The following is a 20,987-nucleotide window of genomic DNA, read 5'->3' on the forward strand; positions in this document are numbered from 1 at the left end:
GATCCCGGCCCCGGCGTGCTCGGCCTGGGCGCCCCGCGCTGGCGCGTGCGGCTGGATCGCTGCCGGGGCGGGCGGGACGGCGCCTGGCTGATGGAGGCGCCGGGCGCCTATGAATGGGAGCAAGCCGATGGGACGCATCCTCTGCGCCTGGTCGCCGATCTGGGCGATCGCCAACTGGCGCCGCCGGAGCCCCTCCGCGCCGTCGGGTGACGCCCCGCCCCTGGCCACCCCCTTGGCCCTCGTCGAGAAGGCCCGGGGGACCCGGCGGCTGGCGGCGGTGGACCTGGCCGCGCATCGCCTGGGCCTGAGGGTCGGGCAGAAGGCCACCGACGCCCTGGCCCTGGTCCCCGACCTTGTCATCGCGCCAGCCGAGCCGGAGGCCGACGCCCGGGCGCTCAAGGCCCTGGTCGACTGGTGCGTCCGCTTCTCGCCAGCGGTGGCCGCCGATCCGCCGGACGGCCTGTTCCTGGACATCGAGGGCGTGGCCCACCTCTGGGACGGGGAGGCGACCCTGATGGCCGATCTGCGCGCCCGGCTGTCGGCCAACGGCTTGCCTTTCCGCCTGGCCCTGGCCGACACCGCCGGCGCGGCCTGGGCGCTGGCCCACTATGGCGAGGACGGCGCCATCGCCCCGCCCGGCCGCCAGGACCGGCTGCTGGCGCCCCTGCCGCCCGCGGCCCTGCGTCTTGCGCCGCAGGCGGCCGAGCAGATCGAACGCCTGGGTTTGCGCCGGATCGGCCAGCTGATGGACTTGCCGCGCGGGCCGCTGGCCCAGCGTTTCGGCCAGGAGACCCTGGACCGCCTGGACCAGGCCCTGGGCCGGGGGCGCGAAGCCCTGGTGTTCCGCCGTCCGCCCAGTCCCTGGTTCGCCCGCCTGGCCTTCGCCGAGCCGATCAGCGCGCCTGAGGACCTGGCCCGGGTCAGCCGCGACATCGCCGGCGTCCTGTGCGCGCGGCTGGAGCGCGAGGGCAAGGGCGCGCGCCGGTTCGAGCTCGCCTTCCACCGCCTGGACGGGGTGGCCCAGACCCTGGAGATCGGCCTGTCCCTGGCCGGCCGGGATCCGGTGCGTATCGCCCGCCTGTTCGCGCCCCGGCTGGAGACCGTGGACCCCGGCTTCGGAATCGAGGTCGCAACCCTGACCGCCGCGCGGGTGGAGACCCTGTCGGCTCGCCAGACCCGCCTGGACCGCCTGGACGAGACCGCGCCGGAGGAGGGCCTGGCCCCCCTGGTCGACCGCCTGGCCAACCGCCTGGGCGCCGACCGGGTCTGGAAGGCGGGCGTCGCCGAAAGCCATCTGCCGGAACGGGCCGTGGTGTCCCGCCCGGCCCTGGCCAAGGTCTGCGTAGGCTGGGACCCGGAACGTCCCCGGCCGCTTCGCCTGTTCCGTCGGCCCGAGCCTCTCGACCAGGTCATGGCGCTGACCCCCGATGATCCGCCCCGCCAGTTCCGCTGGCGCAAACGCCTGCACCGGGTCGCCCGCGCCGAGGGGCCGGAACGCCTGGCCGCGGAATGGTGGCGCCAGGAGATCGGCGAGGTCCGCACCGACGAGATCCGCGACTACTACCGGGTGGAGGACCAGGACGGCGCCCGCTTCTGGGTGTTCCGCGACGGCCTCTACGGAACCGATCGCACCCCGCAATGGTGGCTGCACGGGGTGTTCGGATGACCCGCTACGCCGAGCTGCAGGCGGCCAGCAACTTCTCCTTCCTGCGCGGGGCCTCGCATCCGCACGAGCTGGTGACGACGGCGCAGGCCCTGGGCCTGGAGGCGGTGGGGCTGTGCGACCGCAATTCCCTGGCGGGCGTCGTGCGGGCCTGGTCGCAGGTCCAGAAGATGGGCGAGGCGGCCAAGGTCCGGGCGCTCACCGGCTGCCGGCTGGACTTCGCCGACGGGACGCCCAGCCTGCTCTGCTACCCGTCCGACCGCGAGGCCTATGGCCGGCTGACCCGTCTGCTCACCGTGGGCCAGCGCCGGGCGATCAAGGGCGGCTGCGAGCTGTTCTGGGAGGATTTCCTGGACCACGCCGAGGGCCAGCTGGTGCTGGTGGTTCCGCCGGCCCGGCTTCAGGCGGGGTTCGAGGCCGACCTCGTCCGGGTCGCGGGCGAGCTGTCCGGATCGGTCTGGCTGGCGGCGGCGCGCGGCTACGGCGCCCGCGACCTGGAGCGGCTGTCGAAGCTGTCGGCGCTCGCGCAAGCGACCGGCGCGCCGATGGTGGCGGTCAATGACGTGCTCTATCACGGCCCCGAACGCCGGGCCCTGCAGGACGTGCTGACCTGTATCCGCGAGGGCTGCACTGTCGCCGAGGCCGGCTGGCGCCTGGAGGCCAACGCCGAACGTCACTTGAAGACCCCGGAGGAGATGGCGCGCCTGTTCGCCAAGTTCCCGGGCGCGGTGGAGCGCAGCGTCGAGATCGCCCAGCGCATCGGCTTCGACCTGTCCCAGCTGGCCTATGAATATCCCGACGAGCCGGTGCCGCCCGGCAAGACCGCCATCCAGCATCTGCGGGACCTGACCTGGGAAGGCGCGGCCTGGCGCTTCTCCAAGGGCATGGGGGAGCGCGAGCAGCGGACCCTCGAACATGAACTCGCCCTGATCGAAAAGCTGAAGTTCGCCAACTACTTCCTGACCGTCCACGACATCGTCGCCTGGGCCCGCAGCCAGGGAATCCTGTGCCAGGGGCGGGGTTCGGCGGCCAATTCCCTGGTCTGTTTCTGTCTGGGTGTGACCTCGGTGGACCCGACCCGCGAGGGCCAGGAGCTGCTGTTCTCGCGCTTCATCTCGGAGAAGCGGGGCGAGCCGCCGGACATCGACGTCGATTTCGAGCACGAGCGGCGCGAGGAGGTGATGCAGTATGTCTATCGCCGCTATGGCCGGCATCGCGCCGCCATCGTCGCCACCGTCATCCACTATCGGCCGCGCATGGCCATCCGCCAGGTGGGCAAGGCGCTGGGCCTGACCGAGGACGTCACCGGCGCCCTGGCCGGAACGGTCTGGGGCGGCTGGGGCGACATGGTTCCGGAGGAGCACATCCGCCAGGTGGGGCTGGATCCGACCAATCCGGAGATCCTGCGCGCCACGACCCTGGCCAGCCAGCTGTTGGGCTTTCCGCGCCACCTGTCCCAGCACGTGGGGGGCTATGTGCTCACCAAACGGCGGCTGGACGAGACCGTGCCCATCGGCAACGCGGCCATGCCCGACCGCACCTTCATCGAGTGGGACAAGGACGACATTGATGCGCTCGGCCTGATGAAGGTCGATGTGCTGGCCCTGGGCATGCTGACGGCCCTGAAGCGGGCCTTCGAGATGATCCCGCCGGAAAACGGCAAGAAAATCATCGAGATCGCCGACGTGCCCCAGGAGGTCCCGGCGGTCTACGCCATGCTGTCCAAGGCCGATTCCATCGGGGTGTTCCAGGTGGAGAGCCGGGCCCAGATGTCCATGCTGCCCCGCCTGAAGCCGGCCAAGTTCTACGACCTGGTGATCGAGGTGGCGATCGTCCGCCCCGGCCCGATCCAGGGCGACATGGTGCATCCCTACCTGAAGCGCCGCAGCGGGGTGGAGCCGGTGACCTATCCCTCGCCGGCCCCGCCGCATGATCCCGACGAACTGAAGACGATTCTGGGCAAGACGCTCGGGGTGCCGCTCTTCCAGGAACAGGCCATGCGTATCGCCATCGAGGGCGCTGACTTCAGTCCCGACGACGCCGACGGTCTGCGCCGGGCCATGGCCACCTTCCGCAACTATGGCCACCTGGAGGACTACGAAGAGAAGTTCATCGGCGGCATGACCGCCAAGGGCTATGAGCTGAAGTTCGCGGAGGATTGCTTCAACCAGATCAAGGGTTTCGGCTCCTACGGCTTCCCGGAGAGCCACGCGATCAGCTTCGCCCTGCTGGTCTACGCCTCGGCCTGGGTGAAGTGGCGCTGGCCGGACGCCTTCTGCGCGGCCCTGATCAACAGCCAGCCCATGGGCTTCTACCAGCCGGCCCAGCTGGTCCGCGACGCCATCGAGCATGGGGTGGAGGTGCGGGCGGCCGATGTCATGGCCTCGGACTGGGACTGCACGCTCGAGCCGATCGAGGGCGAACGCCTGCGGGCCGTGCGCCTGGGTCTGCGCCAGATCAAGGGCTTCCGTCCCGCCGACGCCGAGACCCTGATGCGGCTGCGCGGCGACGGGCCGCTATCGGTGGAGCTGTTGGCGCGCCACCTGCCGCGTCGGGCCATGGAGCTCTTGGCCGAGGCTGACGCCTTCCGTGGTCTCGGCCTGGACCGCCGCCAGGCCCTGTGGGCGGTCAAGGGCTTGGCCGACGCCGCCCGCATCGAGGCCGAAGCCCCTCTGCTCGCCGCCATGACCCGGCAGGAGCCGGAGGTGGCCCTGCCGGCCATGAGCCTGCCGATCCAGGTGACCGAGGACTACCGAACCACCCGCCTGTCCCTGAAGGCCCATCCTTGCGGCTTCTTCCGCGGCGAGCTCGAGGCGGCCGGCGCGGTCCCGGCCGAGGCCCTGAAGCGCATGCGCCACGGCCGGCGCACGGCGGTAGGCGGGCTGGTGCTGGTGCGCCAGCGGCCCGGCACCGCCAAGGGGGTGGTGTTCCTGACCCTGGAGGACGAGACGGGGCCCGCCAACATCGTGGTCTGGCGCGATGTGTTCGAGGCTCATCGCCGGCTGGTGATGGGCGCAGCCTTCATCGTCGTCCACGGCGAACTGCAGGTGCAGGATGGGGTCATCCACCTGGTGGCCAAGCGCTTCACCGATCTGTCTCACCTGCACGCCGCCCTCAAGCAGGAGGCGCCGGGGCCGGAGGCGCAAGGCCGCATGGCCGGACGCCTGCTGGCCAGCCGCGACTTCCACTGAGGCTTGACCCTGACCCAAGCCCGGTAAAGGGTTCGCGCCAACCACATTGGGGGAGGACGTCATGATCCGCAGGCTCGCCGCTGTTGTCCTGGCCCTCGCCGTTTCAGGTCCCGCCCTCGCCGATCCAGTTCAGGTCAAGGTCGAGACCGGCCTGCTCGCCGGCGCCCGCACCGGGGCGGTGGACGTTTATCGCAACATCCCCTTCGCCGCCCCGCCGGTCGGGCCCCTGCGCTGGGCGCCGCCCGCGCCAGCGCCGGCCTGGAGCGGCGTGCGCGACGCGAGCCAGAACGGCCCTTCCTGTCCGCAGATCATGCACGCCGACGGCTCGCCCAACGGCGGCGGCGCCAACGGCCCCATGAGCGAAGACTGCCTGCAGCTGAACGTCTTTGCGCCGGCCGGCGCGAAGAAGGCCCCAGTCATGGTCTGGATCCATGGCGGCTCGCACCGGACGGGGGCCGGCTGGGTCTATGACGGCACGAACTTCGCCCGCGACGGGGTGGTGCTGGTCTCGATCAATTATCGCCTGGGGCCGCTCGGCTATTTCGCCCACCCGGCCCTCGCCGGCGAGGCCGGGCCGAAGGGCAATTACGGCCTGATGGACCAGATCGCCGCCCTGCAATGGGTGAAGCGCAACATCGCCGCTTTCGGGGGCGACCCGGCCAAGGTCACCGTGTTCGGCGAGAGCGCCGGGGGGATGAGCACCCTGGCGATCCTGGCTGCGCCCTCGACCAAGGGGCTCTACGCGCGGGCCATCGTCCAGTCCGGCGGCGGCTGGTTCCCGCCCACCAGCCTCGCCGCCAAGGCCCAGGCCGGCGCCGCGGCCACCAAGGCCATGGGCCTGCCCGACGACGTCACCGCCGCCGCCCTGCGCGCCGTCCCGGCCGACGATCTCGTCAACAAGCTGCCCGGCTCGGACTACGGCCCGTTCCCAGACGGGACCCTGCTGCCGCTCACCGCCAGCCAGGCCTTCGCCTCGGGGGCGGCGGCCGATGTGCCGCTGATCATCGGCTCCAACTCCGGCGAGGACTCGCTGATGGGGCCCAAGGTCGCCGACCCGGCCGCGGCCCTGGCCCGGATCCCGGCCTTTGCCCAGGCGCCCTACGCCGACCAGCCCGATGACGAGACCAGGCTTAGGGCCATGTTCACCGACCGCTATATGGGCGCGCCCGCCCGCTGGACCGCCGCCCAGGCAGCGAGCGGCCAGCCGGCCTGGCTCTATCACTTCTCCTATGTGGGCTCGCGGTTCCGCCCGGCGCTCACCCGCGCCTTCCACGCCGCCGAGATCCAGTACGTGTTCGAATACTGGGGCCGTCGCACGCCGATGAGCGTGGTCTCGGACGAGGATCGGGCCATGGCCACCCTGATGCACTCCTGCTGGGTGGCCTTCGCCAAGACCGGCGTCCCGGCCTGCGCCTCCGGCCCCGCCTGGCCCGCCTACGACCCCAAGGTCGACCAGCTGATGGAGTTCGGGAACGGGAACGGCGTGCGCACCCACTTCCAGAAGCCGCGCCTGGACGTCCAGGAAAAGGTGGGCCTGCCGACCCTTGGCCTGCCGGCGCGGTAGGCCCCTCAGCCCAGGTCGGCGCCTTGGGCCGCCTGGCGCCGGATCGCCTCGGACAGGGGCCTTTCGGCCTGGTCATAGCCGGCCCAGGCCGTAGAGGCCGCCAGCAGGCCAGGCGCGGTGCGCACGGTGTAGCGGCGCGGGTCCAGCCCGGCTTTCACCTCATCCCAGGTCAGGGGCATGGAGACGCACGCGCCGTTGCGGGCGCGGGGCGACAGGGGCGCGACGGCCGTGGCCGTCCGGTCATTGCGCAGATAGTCCAGGAAGATCAGCCCGCCCCGCGCGGCCTTGGACATCCTGATCAGGTAGCGGTCCGGAGCCTCGCCGGCGAGGTCGGCGCAGACCCTGCGGGCTAAGCCCTTGGCCATGGGCCAGCTGATCCGGGGCTCGGGCGTCAGGGGGGTGACCACGTGCAGGCCCTTGCCGCCGGTGGTCTTGCAGAACGGCGTGAGGCCCAGCGCCGTCAGCCGTTCCGCGATGGCCTGGGCGGCCTCGACCACGGCGTCGAAGGCGACCTCGGGGCCGGGGTCCAGGTCGAACACCAGGCGGCCCGGCGTTTCGGGATCGCCTGGCCGACAGTTCCAGGGATGCAGCTCGATCACGCCCAACTGGGCGCTGGCCACGAGGGCCTCAAGGTCGTCGATCTGCAGGTAGGGGGCGTCGTCGCCCCTGATCCTGACCTGACTGAACCGGTCGGACGTTCCGGCCCCGGCATGGCGCTGGAAGAAGGTCTCCCCGCCAACGCCGTCGGGCGCCCTCAGCAGGGAGCAGGGCCGTCCCTGGAGGTGCGGCAGCATCCAGCCGCCGACCGCCTCGAAATAGCGGGCGAGGTCCAGCTTGGTGATCGGAGCGTCCCGGTCGGCGGAGCCGGGCCACAGGACCTTGTCGGGATGCGACAGGGCGACCCCCATCACCTCCGCAGCCGGCTCGCCTCGACCTTTGCGGCGTCTGGACATGATCTCCTGGTCTTCCCCTTACATCGGGTGCGCAGGTTCACCCTCGCCCTAAGACCGCGCCTTGCGCATGGACAAATGCTGGCGATGTAGACGATCCGGCCGGGGCTCCGCCGTTCGGGAAAAGTCGCGCATCGACCGGTAGCGGGCGAGCTTGTTCGCCATAGGGGTCCTCCGGCGTCGGCGTCTCGCGGGCGCCGGACAGGGCCGCAACAAAAGCGTCGCGCCAGGCCGTGACGTCCTCGGTGACGATGTTGTCGTACAGCACCTTCCAACGCGCGATCCGCTCGTCGCGATCCATGGACAGGGCGCGCTTCAGAGCCTCTGCGATGTCCTCGGGGCTGTTGGGATTGACGATCAGGGCTTGGCGCAGCTGGTCCGCGGCGCCGGCGAAGCGGGACAGGATCAGCACGCCGGGGTCTTCCGGATCCTGGGCGGCGACGAACTCCTTTGCGACCAGGTTCATGCCGTCGCGCTTGGGTGTCACCAGGCCCACCTGGGCGGCGCGATAAAGGCCGGCGAGCTGGTCGCGGCGGTAGGTCTTGTTCACATAGCGGACCGGGGTCCAGTCGATGTCGGCGTACTCGCCGTTGATCCGACCGGACAGGGCGTCGAGCCGGGCGCGGATCTCCTGGTAGGCCTCGACCTGGTCACGGGACAGGGGCGCGATCTGCAGCATCAGCACCTCGCGGCGCAGGTCCGGATTGTCGGCCATGAACCGCTCGAAGCCGGCGAACCGCTCTTCCAGGCCCTTGGAATAGTCCAGCCGGTCGACGCCCACGATCAGCTTCCGAAAGGCCGTGTGGGCCTTCATGACATCGAAGGTGCGCCGGGCCGCCTCGCTGCGGGTGAGCTGGGCGAAGTCCTCGGCGTCGACGCCGATGGGGAAGGCGCCGATGCGCGCCGTGCGGCCATAGGCGCGCATGCCGCCATCCTCCAGGCGCGTGCCGCCCGCCTCGGAGAGCACATATTCCTCAAAGGCCTGGACGTGCTCCTGGGTCTGAAAGCCGATCAGGTCGTAGTCGAACAGGGCCTGCACCAGGTCCTTGTGGCCTGGCAGGGTGACCATCAGCTGGTGGGCGGGCCAGGGGATGTGCAGGAAGAAGCCGATCCGGTTCTTCACGCCCAGGGCGCGCAGCTCCCGCGCCAGGGGGATCAGGTGATAGTCGTGGATCCAGACCAGGTCGTCCGCCTCGATCAGCGGGGCCAGGGTCTCGGCGAAGCGGCGATTGACCCGGCCATAGCCTTCGCCGAACGAGCGGTCATAGGCCGTCAGGTCCTGGCGGTAGTGGAACAGGGGCCACAGGGTCTTGTTGGCGTAGCCGTTATAGTACTCCTGCAGGTCGGCCTCCTCGAGGTCGACGGTGGCCAGGGTCACGCCCTCGGCCCGCTGGACGGTGAGCTGGCCGGTGAACTCCGGCGTCGTGCGGCCGCTCCACCCGAACCACAGGCCTGAGTATTCGCGAAGGGCGGCGGCCAGGGCCATGGCCAGGCCGCCGACGCTCTCGCCGCCGGCGCCGGTCGGGGCGGTGACGCGGTTGGAGACGACGATCAGCCGGGTCACGACAAGGCCTCCAGCCAGGCCAGGGTGGCGGCCACGTCGTCCAGGCGATGGGCCGCGACGGTGTCGCGCTTTGGTCCCACCAACACCCCGAACCCGCCCAGGTCGCGGGCGGCGCGAAAGCCGTCCTCGTCGGTCAGGTCGTCACCGACGAACACCGGCCTGAACCCGCGGAACGGCGGCTCGGCCATGAAGGCGGCGAGGGCCTCGCCCTTGCGCGGGCCGGGCGTGCGCAGCTCCAGCACACAGTCGCCGGGCTGCAGGGTGAGGCCGGTCTCGCGGGCCAGGGCCTCGGCCTGGAACCGGGCGCGTTCGGCCAGGCCCGGCGCCAGGCGATAGTGCAGGGCGATGCTGAGCCCCTTGTCCTCGACCAGGGCGCCGGCGTGGGCGAAGGCGAACCGGCGCAGCTCCTCGGCGGCGTGGGCCAGGCCGGGATGTGGCGGTGTGCGCACCACCTGGCCGTCGGCGGCGCGCCAGACCAGGCCATGCACGGCGGCCACCGCGCTCGCCCGACCCTCAAGGATACGGTCCAGGTCTTCCAGGCTGCGGCCGCTGATGATCGCCAGCCGGCCCGCAAGCCGCGCGGCCAGCCGTTCCAGCAGGCGGGTGCGGCGCGGGTCGGGACCCACCAGTTCTGGCCGGTCCATGATCGGCGCCAGGGTGCCGTCCAGATCGAGGAACAGGGCGGTCTCCGCCGCTTTCAGCCGCGGCGCGGCGGCGCTCAGGGTCAAGTCTTCAGTACGCATGCTCTTTTCGGCCCGGTCCCCAGGTTCAGCGGCCTAGAACGTCCGGACCGCGCCGGGCGATCCAACCTGGGCGCGCACTTTGAAGTGAACGGGCCGCCGGGGGTTGACGTTTCCCGGGCGAACCCCGCTATGCGGGACCTGGATCCTCCGCTGACCCTAGGTGAACTCGTGGCCGACCTGCCCAAGTCCGACGTGATCGTTCTGTTCGGGGGCACCGGCGATCTGGCCCAGCGGATGCTGTTCCCCTCGCTCTACTTCCTCGACGCCGACGGCTTCCTGCCGGAGGGCTTCCGGGTCATCGCCACCGCTCGGGCCGACATGGACGCGGAGGATTTCCGCGCCCAGGTGCATGACGCCGTCGCCCGCCGGGCCGGCGGCCACCCGGACCGTACGGTCTGGAACCGCTTCGCCGCCCGGCTGACCTATGTGGGCGCGGACGCCACCACCAAGGCCGGCGCCGCCGAGCTGAAGGCCGCGGTGGGCGATGCGACGGCCCCCATGTTCTTCCTGGCCCTGTCGCCCAGCCTGTTCGGCCGGGTCTGCAAGGCGCTAGGGGATTCAGGTCTCGCCACCCCCGACAGCCGCATCGTGCTGGAAAAGCCGGTGGGCCGGGACCTCGCGTCCTCGCGAGCGATCAACGAGGAGGTGGCCGAGGTCTTCAGCGAGGACCGGGTGTTCCGCATCGACCACTATCTGGGCAAGGAGACGGTCCAGAACCTGATTGCTCTGCGCTTCGCCAACACCCTGTTCGAGCCGCTCTGGAACAACCTGACCATCGACCACGTCCAGATCACCGTGGCCGAGACCGAAGGGGTGGGCGACCGCTGGCCCTATTACGACGAGTACGGCGCCCTGCGGGACATGCTGCAGAACCACATGCTGCAGCTCTTGTGCCTGGTCGCCATGGAGCCGCCGGCCGACATGGACCCGGACTCGGTGCGCAACGAGAAGGTCAAGGTGCTGCGCTCCCTGCGCCCCTTCACCCGCGCCGAGGTGGCGGCCAACAGCGTGCGTGGCCAGTACACCCCGGGCGTCGTCGGCGGCAAGGAGGTCTCGGGCTATGAGGCCGAGCGCGGCCAGAAGAGCGACACCGAGACCTTCGCCGCCCTGCGGGTCGACATCGACAACTGGCGCTGGGCGGGCGTGCCCTTCTTCCTGCGCACCGGCAAGCGGCTGCCCGAGCGGCGCACCCAGATCGTCATCCAGTTCAAGGGCGTCCCGCACTCGATCTTCGGCGCCACCGCCCAGGCCGACATGGTCGCCAACCAGCTGATCATCGACCTGCAGCCGGACGAGGACATCGAGCTGGTCCTGATGAACAAGGCGCCGGGCATCAGCCAGGAGGGGATGCGGCTGCAGTCCCTGCCGCTCTCGCTGTCGCTGCTGAAGGCCTATTCGGGGCCGGGCGCGCGGCGGCGCATCGCCTATGAGCGGCTGTTCCTGGACGTGATCAGCGGCAATTCCACTCTGTTCGTCCGCCGCGACGAGGTGGAGCAGGCCTGGACCTGGGTCGATGGCGTCGCCGCCGCCTGGGCCGAAAGCGGCATGGCGCCCAAGCCCTACGCCGCCGGCAGCTGGGGCCCGGCCGGCGCCTTCGCGCTCATCGAGCGGTCGGAACGGGCCTGGAAAGACTGATCATCTCACGCTCGTCCAGGGCCGGCTTAGCATGTTGGCGCAGTTGATCAGGCCGACCAGGGAATAGGTCTGGGGATAGTTGCCCCACAGCTCGGCGCCGTCGAGGGCGATGTCCTCGGACAGGAGGCCCGCGGCGGTGCGCCGGCCCAGCATCTCCTCGAACAGGCCCCGGGCTTCTTCGGTGCGGCCCGACAGGTGCAGCACCTCGATGAGCCAGAAGGTGCAGATGTTGAAGGCGGTCTTGGGCTCGCCGAAATCGTCCGGCGCCACATAGCGCATCATGTAGGGGCCGCGCCGCAGGCCCTCTTCCACCGCCGCCAGGGTGGCGGCCATGCGCGGATCATCCGGGGCGGCGAAGCGCACGTCGACCAGCTGCAGCAGGCAGGCGTCCAGGCCCTGGCCCTCGAAGTCGGCGGCGAACCGGCCGAGCTCGGGGTTGTAGGCGCGGGCCTCAATGACCTCGCGGATCTGCGCGGCCCGGACGTTCCAGACATCGGCCCGGTCGCGCAGGCCCAGCTTGGTCGCCGCATTCCCCAGGCGGTCGCAGGCCGCCCAGCACATCATCGAGGAATAGGTGTGCACGGCCTCTCGGCCCCGGAATTCCCAGAGCCCTGCGTCCGGCCGGTCGTGCAGCAGGAAGGCGCGCTCGCCCACGGCCTCCAGGGCGTGGAAGTCGTCCAAAGTCGCGGGCCGCAGCAGCCGTTCGTCGAAGAAGGCCTGGACGGTGGAGAGCACGATCTGGCCGTAGACGTCGTGCTGCAGGTGTTCGTGCGCCTGGTTGCCCACCCGCACCGGCCCCATGCCGCGATAGCCGGGCAGGTCTGGGGCGAAGGTCTCCGGCAGCTCGGCCTCCAGGCCGACGCCATAGAGGGGCTGGATATGGCCGCCCTTGGCCCGGTCGATCAGGTTGCGCAGGAAGCCGAGATAGTTCTCCAGCATGTCCGCCGCGCCCAGCCGGTTCAGGGCCTGGACCACGTAGTAAGCATCGCGAAGCCAGCAGTATCGATAGTCCCAGTTGCGCTCAGACCCCTCATGCTCGGGGATCGAGGTGGTGAGCGCGGCGACGATGGCGCCGGTCTCCTCGTGGGCGCAGAGCTTGAGGGTGATGGCGGCGCGGATCACCGCCTCCTGCCACTCCAAATGGATCGACAGGGTCCGCACCCAGCTGCGCCAATAGGCGGTAGTCTCGTGCAGCATCCGCTCGGCGGTGGCGGCCAGGTCGGCCTCGATCCCTTCGTCAGGGCCCAGGAACATCACCAGCGGCTCCTCCAGGCGGAACAGCCGCTCGCTGGCGATGTGCGAGACCGGCGCATCGGTGGTCAGCCGAAGGGTCATCTCGCCGCCGACATAGCGCAGGTGGTTGGAGCCGGTGGTCATATTGATCTCCGCCGCGCCCCAACATCCGGTGGGGCGCATACGGATCCGAATGTGCGGCGTTCCGCTGATCGGGCGCACGATCCGGATGAAGGACATGGGGCGATAGACGCGGCCGAACTGGCGATAGCGGGGGGCGAAGTCGATCACCTGGAACACCGCGCCGGAGACGTCGGTCACCTCGGTGGACAGGATGGGCGTATTGCGCAGATAGGCTTGGCGGATGCTGGCGGTCTCCTCCGCCTCCACCGCCCAGAAGCCGCGCTCGGCCTGGGTGTCGCCGCCCAGGAGAGCCGAGAAGGCCGGGTCGCCGTCCACCCGCGGGAAGCAGCTCCAGACGAAGCGCCCGGCCCGGTCGATCAGGGCGCTGGCGGCGCAATTGCCGATCGGGAACAGGTCCAGGCTCTGCGACATCGGCTGGGGATTCCCCGGCTGGGCGGATCGGTCCATGAATAGGCTCCCTGGTGATGGCCGAGGCAGGAACGTCTCTTGATAAGCTTGGATGCCCGACGCGTAACCTTGCCCGTCTCCATGGCCGCAAAGGGGCGCGCATGCCCCTGATCCGTCCCCGCCACGCCCGCATCGTCGCCACCCTGGGGCCCGCCAGCCGCGAGGTGGCCAAGGTCCGCGCCCTGGCCGAGGCCGGCGCCGACGTGTTCCGCGTCAATTTCAGCCATGGCGGCCACAAGGACCACGCCCGGACCATCGCCAATGTGCGCGAGGCCGAGCAGCTGGTCGGCCGCCACCTGGCGGTGCTGGCCGACCTGCAGGGGCCCAAGCTTCGCCTGGGCGAGTTCGCCGATGGGCGGGTGCGGCTGAAGTCCGGCCAGGACTTCCGCCTGGACCGCGACCCGGCGCCCGGCGACGCCTCGCGGGTGTGCGTGCCGCATGTGGAGATCTTCCAGGCCCTGAAGCCCGAGGCCGACATCCTGCTGGACGACGGCAAGGTGCGGCTGAAGGTCCGCAAGTGCGGCCCCGACTTCGCCGAGTGCGTGGTGACCAGCGGCGAGGCCCTGTCCGACCACAAGGGCCTGAACCTGCCGGGCCTGACCATCCCGATCCCGGCCCTGACGCCCAAGGACCGTGAGGACCTGAACTTCGCCCTGGCCGAGGGGGTCGATTGGGTGGCCCTGTCCTTCGTGCAGCGCGCCGCAGACATGGCGGAACTGCGCCAGATCGTCCAAGGCCGGGCCGGCGTCCTGGCCAAGATCGAAAAGCCCGCGGCCCTCGATGCTCTGGATGAGATCCTCGACCTCTGCGAGGCGGTGATGGTCGCCCGCGGCGACCTGGGCGTCGAGCTGAACCCCGAGGACGTGCCGGTGGTCCAGAAGACCCTGGTCCGCGCCGCGCGCAATCGCGGCATCCCGGTGATCGTCGCGACCCAGATGCTGGAAAGCATGATTCATGCGCCGACCCCCACGCGCGCCGAGGCGTCAGATGTCGCCAACGCGGTCTATGAGGGCGCGGATGCGGTGATGCTGTCGGCGGAGACGGCGGCCGGAGACTATCCGGTCGAGGCCGTGTCGATCATGGACCGCATCCTGACCCGCGTGGAGCAGGACCCCCGCTGGCCCGAGCTGATGGCCGCCGAGCATCCGGTCGATGACGAGGACGCCGACGCCCTGGTGGCCGCCGCCCGGCGCGCCGCCGAGGCCGCCTCCACGGCCTGCCTGGTGGCCTTCACCACCACCGGACAGACGGCTCTGCGCCTGTCCCGCGAACGGCCGATCCAGCCGATCCTGGCCCTGACCACCCGGCTGGCCTCGGCCCGGCGGCTGGCGCTCGCCTGGGGGGTCGAGGCCCGGGTGATCGGCGAGATCACCGATCCGGAGGAAATGGCCCGCACGGCGGTCGATAAGGCGGTGGAGTTTGATCTGGCCCCGCCCGGCCAGCGGGTGCTGATCCTCGCCGGCCTGCCCATGGGCTCACCCGGCGCGGCCAACATCCTGCGTCTGGCCCACACGCCGCTGCGCCGCTAGCGGATCGTCACCGGGATTCCTGAGCCGCCGGCCACATGGACGGCGACCCGGCCCTGGCTGCGCTCGAAGCACAGGTCAACCCTGCGCTCGCCGACCCTCAAGCCATCGATCCGCAGCCGGTCGATGCCGATGGGCAGGCGGGGATCACGGATCCGCACTTCGCCGGCCCAGCCGTCCACGGTCAGGCCCAGGCAAGCCTGCAGCAGCATGAACACCGATCCCGCCGCCCAGGCCTGGGGCAGGCAGGCCACCGGATAGGCCACAGGCGGCTCGCCCGCCGCGCGGGGAAAGCCGCAGAACAGCTCCGGCAGGCGCATGTCGAACTGGGCGGCGGTTTCGAACAGGCCGGACATCAGGTCCACCACCCCGTCGCGCTCGCCATAGCGAGCCATGCCGGCGGCGCACAGCGCCGTGTCGTGCGGCCAGACCGAGCCGTTGTGATAGCTCATCGGATTGAACCGCGCCTCGCCCGCCGCCAGGGTCCGCACGCCCCAGCCGGACTCGAAACGGGCGGACTTCAGGTCCTGGATCACGGCCTCCGCCCGCTCCGGCGAGGGCAGGCCCGCGAACAGCAGGTGGCCGGGATTGGAGCTGCGCACCCGGCAGAGCTCGCCTGCGCCATCAATGGCGATGCCATAGGTCTGGCGGTCGTCCATCCAGAAGCGGTCCTCGACCTTGCGGCGGATGGCGTCAGCCTTCTGCGCCCAGGCCTCGTGCGGCTCGCCCCGGCGCTCCGCCAGCCGCGCCATGGCCTGGCAGGCGGCGTAGGCGTAACCCTGCACCTCCACCAGGGCGATGGGGCCCCGGGGGAAACGGCCATCGGCATGGAAGACGCTGTCCTGGCTATCCTTCCAGCCCTGGTTGGCCAGGCCGCTCTCGGCGCCGCGGGCATAGTCGATCAGGCCGTCGCCATCGGTGTCGCCGAACCGCTCGATCCAGCCCATGGCGGCGACCAGGTTCGACCACAGGTCGTCGATCAGCTTGAAGTCGCCGGTCCGCTCGGCATAGGCGCCGGCCAGGGCCACGAACAGGGGCGTGGTGTCGACCCCGCCATAGTAGCGGCCGAAGGGCACTTCCCCGAGCGCCGGCATCTCGCCCTTGCGGGTCTCGTGCATGATCTTGCCGGGCGCGGAGTCGCGGAAAGCCGAGACCTCCTCGGCCTGGTGGGCGGCGAGATAGGTCAGGACGCCCTTGGCTAGGCTGGGCTCAAACCACAGGATCTGCCAGGCGGTGATGATGGCGTCGCGGCCGAAGGCGGTCGAGAACCAGGGGATGCCGGCATAGGGGTAGGGGCCGGTCTCCATCCGGGTGGTCAGCAGGGCCAGGTCCGCGCGGGACTTGTCGAGCCACTGGTTGAACAGCCGGCCGGAGGATTTCAGCCGCGCGCCGTGCCGCACCCGGCCGCGCATCTCCCAGCGGGCCTGGCCGGCGGCGTCGCGCCAGCGCTCGCGGGTGGGCGGGTCTTCCGCCGTCGCCCCGATCTCCAGATAGAGCTCCAGCCGCCCCTCCGGGCGCAGGGGGTAGAGCCATTCGGCCCGCGCCCCGTTCAGCCGGGCCGGCGGGTCGGAGAAGCTGATGATGCTGGTCCGCTCCACCCCATCGAGACCCTGGTAGCGGAAGGTCACGCCGCGCTCGCCGACCTTGGGCGGGAAGACCTCGCCGCGCCGCAGCCGTCGGGAGCCACGCACCTCGAACATGTCGCGGAAGTCGGCGCCGAACTCGATCACCAGGGGGGTCAGCACCTCGTCGCGGCTGTAGTTCACGCAACGGATTCGCTCGAACAGCCGCTCGCGCCACAGGAACCGCTTGCGCTCCACGTGCAGGACGCCCGGCGGGCCAATAGGGCCGCCGGGATAGGGCAGGTCCTGGTTCGCGCCGTTGAAGGTGAAGAACACGTTGTCGGCCGAGATCGCCCCGGACAGCAGGGAGGGCGGGCCCCCGCCCAGCAGCAGGCGGAAGCGGGACAACAGCCGGGTGTCGTTGTGGAACAGGCCGTCGGCGGCGCCCAGGATGTCGCCGTGGGCGTCCGCCACCACGAAGGTGTCGCGGTCCTTCAGGGCGTGCAGCTTCTGGGGCGTCCGGGCCTCGACCACCTCCCCCTGTTCGACCTCGGAGCCGGGGGCCGGGGCCAGATCGTCCATGTCTCGGTGTCTCTCAGGCAGTGGCGGCGAGGGGCGCGCAGCCGGTGTCCAGGCGGGCGTAGAGGTCCAGGTAGCGGCGGGCCATGGCGGTGGCCGAGAACCGCGCCTCGAAGCGCTGGCGCACCCGGGCGCGGTCCAGGCTGGAGGCGGCCTGGGTCGCGGCGCAGGCGCCCTCCAGGTCGCGGACCAGGAAGCCGGTGACCCCGTCCTCGATCACTTCCGGGGTCGAGCCGCAGGCATAGGCCACCACCGGCGTGCCACAGGCCATGGCCTCGATCATCACCAGGCCAAAGGGCTCGGGCCAGTCGATGGGGAAGAGGAGGGCCTCGGCCCCGCCCAGGAAATCCGACTTCTCCGCATCGCCGATCTCGCCCACGAAGGTCACGTGCGGGTTGCTGAGGATCATCGGTTCGATCTTGTCCTGGAAATAGGCCTGGTCGGCGGGATCGACCTTGGCGGCCATCTTCAGCGGCTTGCCCAGCCGGCGGGCGATCTCGATGGCCCGGTCGGGGCGCTTCTCAGGCGAGAACCGGCCCAGGAAGGCGAGGTAACCCTCGCTCCTCGGATGGACCCGATAGAGATCGGCGCTCATCCCATGCAGCACCGTGCCGGCCCAGTGGGCGTCGACCAGGGGCCTGCGCTGGTCGTCGCTAATGGAGACCAGTGGAAACTGCGGCCAGGCGGCGTAGACCCCCGCCAGGTCGGCCAGGTCCAGGCGGCCATGCAGGGTGGTCAGGGTCTTCTCCGCCATGTCCTCGAAGAAGGGGAAGTGGATCATGTCGGTGTGGAAGTGGATGACGTCGAACTCCGCCGCCCGCCGGCGCACCTCGACCAGCATGGCCATGTGGGCGGCCAGGTCGGACTTCAGGGGTTTCGGGTCCAGGCGAATGGCCTGGTCGCGGACAGGGACCAGGCGCGCGCGGGTGCGGGCGTCGGCGCTGGAGAACAGGGTCACCTCATGGCCGAGATCGACCAGGGCGTCCGACAGGTGCGCCACCACCCGCTCGGTGCCGCCATAGAAGCGCGGGGGGACAGCTTCATACAGCGGGGGAACCTGGGCGATACGCATGGCGGTCATCCTGACGCGACAACTCAGGCGCAGGGGCTGCGCCCGTCAGGATGAAGGCCGCTAGCAGGGGTTCGGTTCCATGGCGAGGCGATGGGGCGGAATTCCAGCGGCGTTTTCGCGCCAGCCGCGTTATGCCGGGGCATGATCGAAACCTTCGCCGACGCAGACGCCCTGGCCGACGCCGCGGCCGCCTGGATCCTGGACGGCCTGGCTGATGGCCTGGCGGCGCGGGGCCATGCGACCCTGGTCGGCACCGGTGGCCGCTCACCGGGGCCGGTCTATGATCGTCTGAGCCGGGCCGAGCTCGACTGGGGCCGGGTGACCGTCACCCTGTCCGATGACCGGTTCGTCTCACCGAACCATCCGGACTCCAACGCGGGCTTGGTGCGACGCCGGCTGCTGGTGGGCGCTGCAGCGGCCGCGAGCTTCCAGCCCCTGCGCTATGACGTCGCCGACGAGGACGCCTCTGCAGAGGCCGCCGAGCCGCACATCCGCCCGCTCGTTCCCTTCGATGTTTTGATGCTGGGCATGGGCGAGGACGGCCATATCGCCTCGCTGATTCCCGGCGATCCGCGCCTGGCCCAGGGGCTCGACCCGGCGGGCAGCCGGCTGGTCCAGGGCGTGCCCGCGGGCCTTGGCGCACCGCCCCTGCCGCGCATGACCCTGACCCTGCCGGCCCTGGCCTCAGCGCGGCGCATCCTGATCCTGACTTCCGGCGAAGCGCGTCGCCGGGTTTTGGAGGGCGGCGACGTCCGGCCCGTGCATGTCCTTGCGGAAACGACTACATCGCCCCTGCGCGTCCTCTGGACGCCCTGAACTCCTCCCGGACGCCAAGAGGTAGGCTCATGAACCCCGTCACGGCCGAAGTCACCGCCCGCATCGTCGAGCGCAGCGCTGATTTGCGCGCGGACTATCTGGAGCGCATGGCCGCCGCCCGCGACCAGGGCCCCGGCCGCGCCAAGCTGTCCTGCGCCAACTGGGCCCACGCCTTCGCCGCCAGCCCAGAGGGCGACAAGCAGCGGATGCGCAACCCGACCGCGCCGAACGTCGCGATCGTCACCTCGTACAACGACATGCTCAGCGCCCATCAGCCCTATGAGCGCTTCCCGGACCTCATCAAGGCGGCCGCCGAGGCGGCAGGCGGCACGGCCCAGGTGGCCGGCGGCGTGCCGGCCATGTGCGACGGCGTCACGCAAGGGCGCCCTGGCATGGAGCTGTCGCTATTCTCCCGCGACGTGATCGCCATGTCGACGGCGGTGGCCCTGACCCACGACGCCTTTGACGCCGCCCTGATGCTGGGGGTTTGCGACAAGATCGTGCCGGGCCTGGTGATCGGGGCGCTGGCCTTCGGCCATCTACCGGTGATCTTCGTCCCCGCCGGGCCGATGACCTCGGGCGTCTCCAACGCCGAGAAGGCCCGGGTGCGCGGCCTGTACGCGCAAGGCTTGGCCACCCGCGACGAGCTGCTGGACTCGGAGATGAAGTCCTACCACGGGCCGGGCACCTGCACCTTCTACGGCACCGCCAACTCCAACCAGATGATGATGGAGATGATGGGCCTGCACCTGCCAGGCGCGGCCTTCGTGCATCCCAATACCCCCCTGCGCGACGCCCTGACCGCCGCGGCGCCCAAGCGGGCCATGGAGATCGCCCTGGGCTCCAACAGCCACGCGCCCATGTCCGAGGTCGTGGACGCCAAGTCCATCGTCAACGCCATGGTCGGTCTGCTCGCCACCGGCGGCTCGACCAACCACACCCTGCACCTTGTGGCCATGGCCCGGTCGGCCGGCGTGCTGATCGACTGGAGCGACTTCGACGCCCTGTCCAAGGTCACGCCGCTGCTGGCGCGGGTCTATCCGAACGGGAGCGAGGACGTGAACGCCTTCCATGCCGCGGGCGGCATGGCCTTCGTGATCCGCGAGCTGCTGGACGCAGGCCTGGCGCATGAGGACGTGCTGACGATCGCCGGCCGGGGCCTGCGCCACTATCAGACCGAACCCTTCCTGCAGGATGGCGACCTTGTCTGGCGCGAGGGGACCGCCAAGTCCCTGAACCTCGACATCCTGCGTCCGGTCAGCGACCCCTTCCTGGCCGAGGGGGGCATCCGCCTGCTGACCGGCGGCCTGGGCCGGGCGGTCATCAAGACCTCGGCGGTGAAGCCCGAGCACCTGACCCTGGAAGCCCCCGCCATCGTCTTCGAGGACCAGGAAGAACTGCTGGCCGCCCACAAGCGCGGGGAGCTGAACCGGGACTTCGTGGCGGTGGTCCGGTTCCAGGGGCCGCAGGCCAATGGCATGCCAGAGCTGCACAGCCTGACGCCCACCCTGAGCGTGCTGCAGGACAAGGGCTTCAAGGTCGCCCTGGTCACCGACGGGCGCATGTCCGGAGCCTCGGGCAAGGTCCCGGCCGCCATCCACGTGACGCCGGAAGCCGCCTGCGGCGGGGCGCTGGCCCAGGTGCGCACCGGCGACATCATCCGGCTGGACGCTCTGGCCGGCCAACTGGAGATCAAGGTCGATCCGGCCGAACTCGCCGCCCGCCCGCCAGCGGTGGCGAAACCCGCCGGGTTCGGCTATGGGCGCGAACTCTTCGGCGGAATGCGCCGGACGGTGGGCCCGGCCGAAGCCGGCGCCTCCGTGCTTTTCTGAGGGGGCCCTCTTGAAGGTCAACTATGCCGGTCTGGTCGGCGATGTCGGCGGCACCAACGCCCGTCTCGCCCTGGTGGACGAGGATGGACGCATCCGTCACCCCAAGACCTTCGAGGCCAAGGACTACGCCTCGCTGAGCGACGTCATTGGCGCCTATATCCAGCAGACCCTGGGCCGTAAGCGTCCGACCAAGGCGGTGATCGCCGTGGCCGGGCCGGTGGTCGACGGCGAGATCGAGTTCACCAACCTGTCCTGGCGCATTTCCGAGGGCGAGCTGGTGGGGACCTTCGAGCTGGAGGCCGCCAAGCTGCTCAACGACTTCGGCGCCCAGGCCATGGCCGCGCCCCTGCTCGAGGCGGAAGACCTGCGCCGGATCGGCCCGGAGCTGCGCGGCGCCGAGGGCGCGCCCTGTGTCGTGGTCGGCGCTGGCACCGGCTTCGGCGTCGCCGGCGGGGCGCGGTCCGAG

14 protein-coding genes and 1 pseudogene are annotated in these 20,987 nt (G+C 70.7%); 9 read left to right on the plus strand and 6 right to left on the minus strand.

Annotated elements, in window-relative coordinates; genetic code table 11:
• The 4 genes and pseudogenes from ACFQ27_RS17595 to ACFQ27_RS17610 all read left to right on the plus strand — a co-directional run.
• A pseudogene (locus ACFQ27_RS17595) lies at positions 1-210 on the plus strand (protein imuA); the annotation flags it as partial.
• Entirely contained in the window at positions 128-1,666 is a 1,539-nt protein-coding gene (locus ACFQ27_RS17600; protein ID WP_377354505.1) for a Y-family DNA polymerase, read from the plus strand. The pseudogene ACFQ27_RS17595 and the gene ACFQ27_RS17600, both read left to right, overlap by 83 nt.
• Positions 1,663-4,854 (plus strand): error-prone DNA polymerase, encoded by a 3,192-nt coding sequence (locus tag ACFQ27_RS17605; protein WP_377354506.1) that lies wholly within the window; start codon positions 1,663-1,665, stop codon positions 4,852-4,854. The genes ACFQ27_RS17600 and ACFQ27_RS17605 overlap by 4 nt, the downstream gene beginning before the upstream one ends.
• A 61-nt stretch (positions 4,855-4,915) precedes the next feature.
• A complete protein-coding gene (locus ACFQ27_RS17610) occupies positions 4,916-6,418 on the plus strand; it encodes a carboxylesterase/lipase family protein (RefSeq protein WP_374343538.1) in 1,503 nt (500 codons plus the stop codon).
• Positions 6,419-6,423: 5 nt separating this feature from the next.
• Here the strand turns inward: ACFQ27_RS17610 and ligD are convergent, their stop codons facing one another.
• Genes ligD through otsB form a run of 3 tightly spaced genes read right to left on the minus strand, consistent with a single transcriptional unit; the run spans position 6,424 to position 9,675 of the window.
• Positions 6,424-7,371 carry a non-homologous end-joining DNA ligase gene (ligD, locus tag ACFQ27_RS17615; RefSeq protein WP_377354508.1) on the minus strand — a complete coding sequence of 316 codons (948 nt, stop codon included), beginning with the start codon at positions 7,369-7,371 and terminating at the stop codon, positions 6,424-6,426.
• Between the two features lie 37 nt (positions 7,372-7,408).
• Entirely contained in the window at positions 7,409-8,932 is a 1,524-nt protein-coding gene (gene otsA / locus ACFQ27_RS17620; protein WP_377354509.1) for an alpha,alpha-trehalose-phosphate synthase (UDP-forming), read from the minus strand.
• Complete coding sequence (gene otsB, locus ACFQ27_RS17625) at positions 8,929-9,675, minus strand: trehalose-phosphatase (protein ID WP_374343532.1); 747 nt, start codon at positions 9,673-9,675, stop codon at positions 8,929-8,931. Before otsB ends, otsA begins: the two co-directional genes overlap by 4 nt.
• A 129-nt stretch (positions 9,676-9,804) precedes the next feature.
• Between otsB and zwf the strand changes: the two genes are divergently transcribed.
• Positions 9,805-11,310, plus strand: a complete 1,506-nt coding sequence (gene zwf, locus ACFQ27_RS17630) for a glucose-6-phosphate dehydrogenase (RefSeq protein ID WP_374343530.1) — start codon at positions 9,805-9,807, stop codon at positions 11,308-11,310.
• Here zwf and ACFQ27_RS17635 read toward each other — a convergent pair whose 3' ends face one another.
• Positions 11,311-13,098 (minus strand): glycoside hydrolase family 15 protein, encoded by a 1,788-nt coding sequence (locus ACFQ27_RS17635; RefSeq protein WP_377354515.1) that lies wholly within the window; start codon positions 13,096-13,098, stop codon positions 11,311-11,313.
• Between the two features lie 143 nt (positions 13,099-13,241).
• On the opposite strand from ACFQ27_RS17635, the gene pyk reads away from it, so the two are divergent.
• On the plus strand, positions 13,242-14,663 hold the full coding sequence (gene pyk / locus ACFQ27_RS17640; RefSeq protein WP_374344522.1) for a pyruvate kinase: 1,422 nt from the start codon (positions 13,242-13,244) through the stop codon (positions 14,661-14,663).
• On the opposite strand, the gene ACFQ27_RS17645 is transcribed toward pyk, so the two are convergent.
• Positions 14,660-16,804 carry an amylo-alpha-1,6-glucosidase gene (locus ACFQ27_RS17645; protein ID WP_377354510.1) on the minus strand — a complete coding sequence of 715 codons (2,145 nt, stop codon included), beginning with the start codon at positions 16,802-16,804 and terminating at the stop codon, positions 14,660-14,662. The two genes, pyk and ACFQ27_RS17645, sit on opposite strands and share 4 nt — an antisense overlap.
• A gap of 13 nt (positions 16,805-16,817) precedes the next feature.
• Positions 16,818-17,873: a glycosyltransferase family 4 protein gene (locus ACFQ27_RS17650; RefSeq protein WP_377354511.1), complete on the minus strand. Its 1,056-nt coding sequence runs from the start codon at positions 17,871-17,873 to the stop codon at positions 16,818-16,820.
• 141 nt (positions 17,874-18,014) lie between these two features.
• Between ACFQ27_RS17650 and pgl the strand changes: the two genes are divergently transcribed.
• The 3 genes from pgl to ACFQ27_RS17665 form a co-directional block, all read left to right on the plus strand.
• Positions 18,015-18,689, plus strand: coding sequence for a 6-phosphogluconolactonase (gene pgl, locus ACFQ27_RS17655; protein WP_377354512.1), 675 nt, complete (start codon positions 18,015-18,017; stop codon positions 18,687-18,689).
• Positions 18,690-18,718: 29 nt separating this feature from the next.
• Complete coding sequence (gene edd, locus ACFQ27_RS17660) at positions 18,719-20,521, plus strand: phosphogluconate dehydratase (RefSeq protein WP_377354513.1); 1,803 nt, start codon at positions 18,719-18,721, stop codon at positions 20,519-20,521.
• Positions 20,522-20,531: 10 nt separating this feature from the next.
• Positions 20,532-20,987, plus strand: a 456-nt coding sequence (locus ACFQ27_RS17665) for a glucokinase (protein ID WP_377354514.1), incomplete at its 3' end; no start/stop codon positions are given.

The organism is Phenylobacterium conjunctum, from assembly GCF_042679085.1.
Classification (GTDB): domain Bacteria; phylum Pseudomonadota; class Alphaproteobacteria; order Caulobacterales; family Caulobacteraceae; genus Phenylobacterium; species Phenylobacterium conjunctum.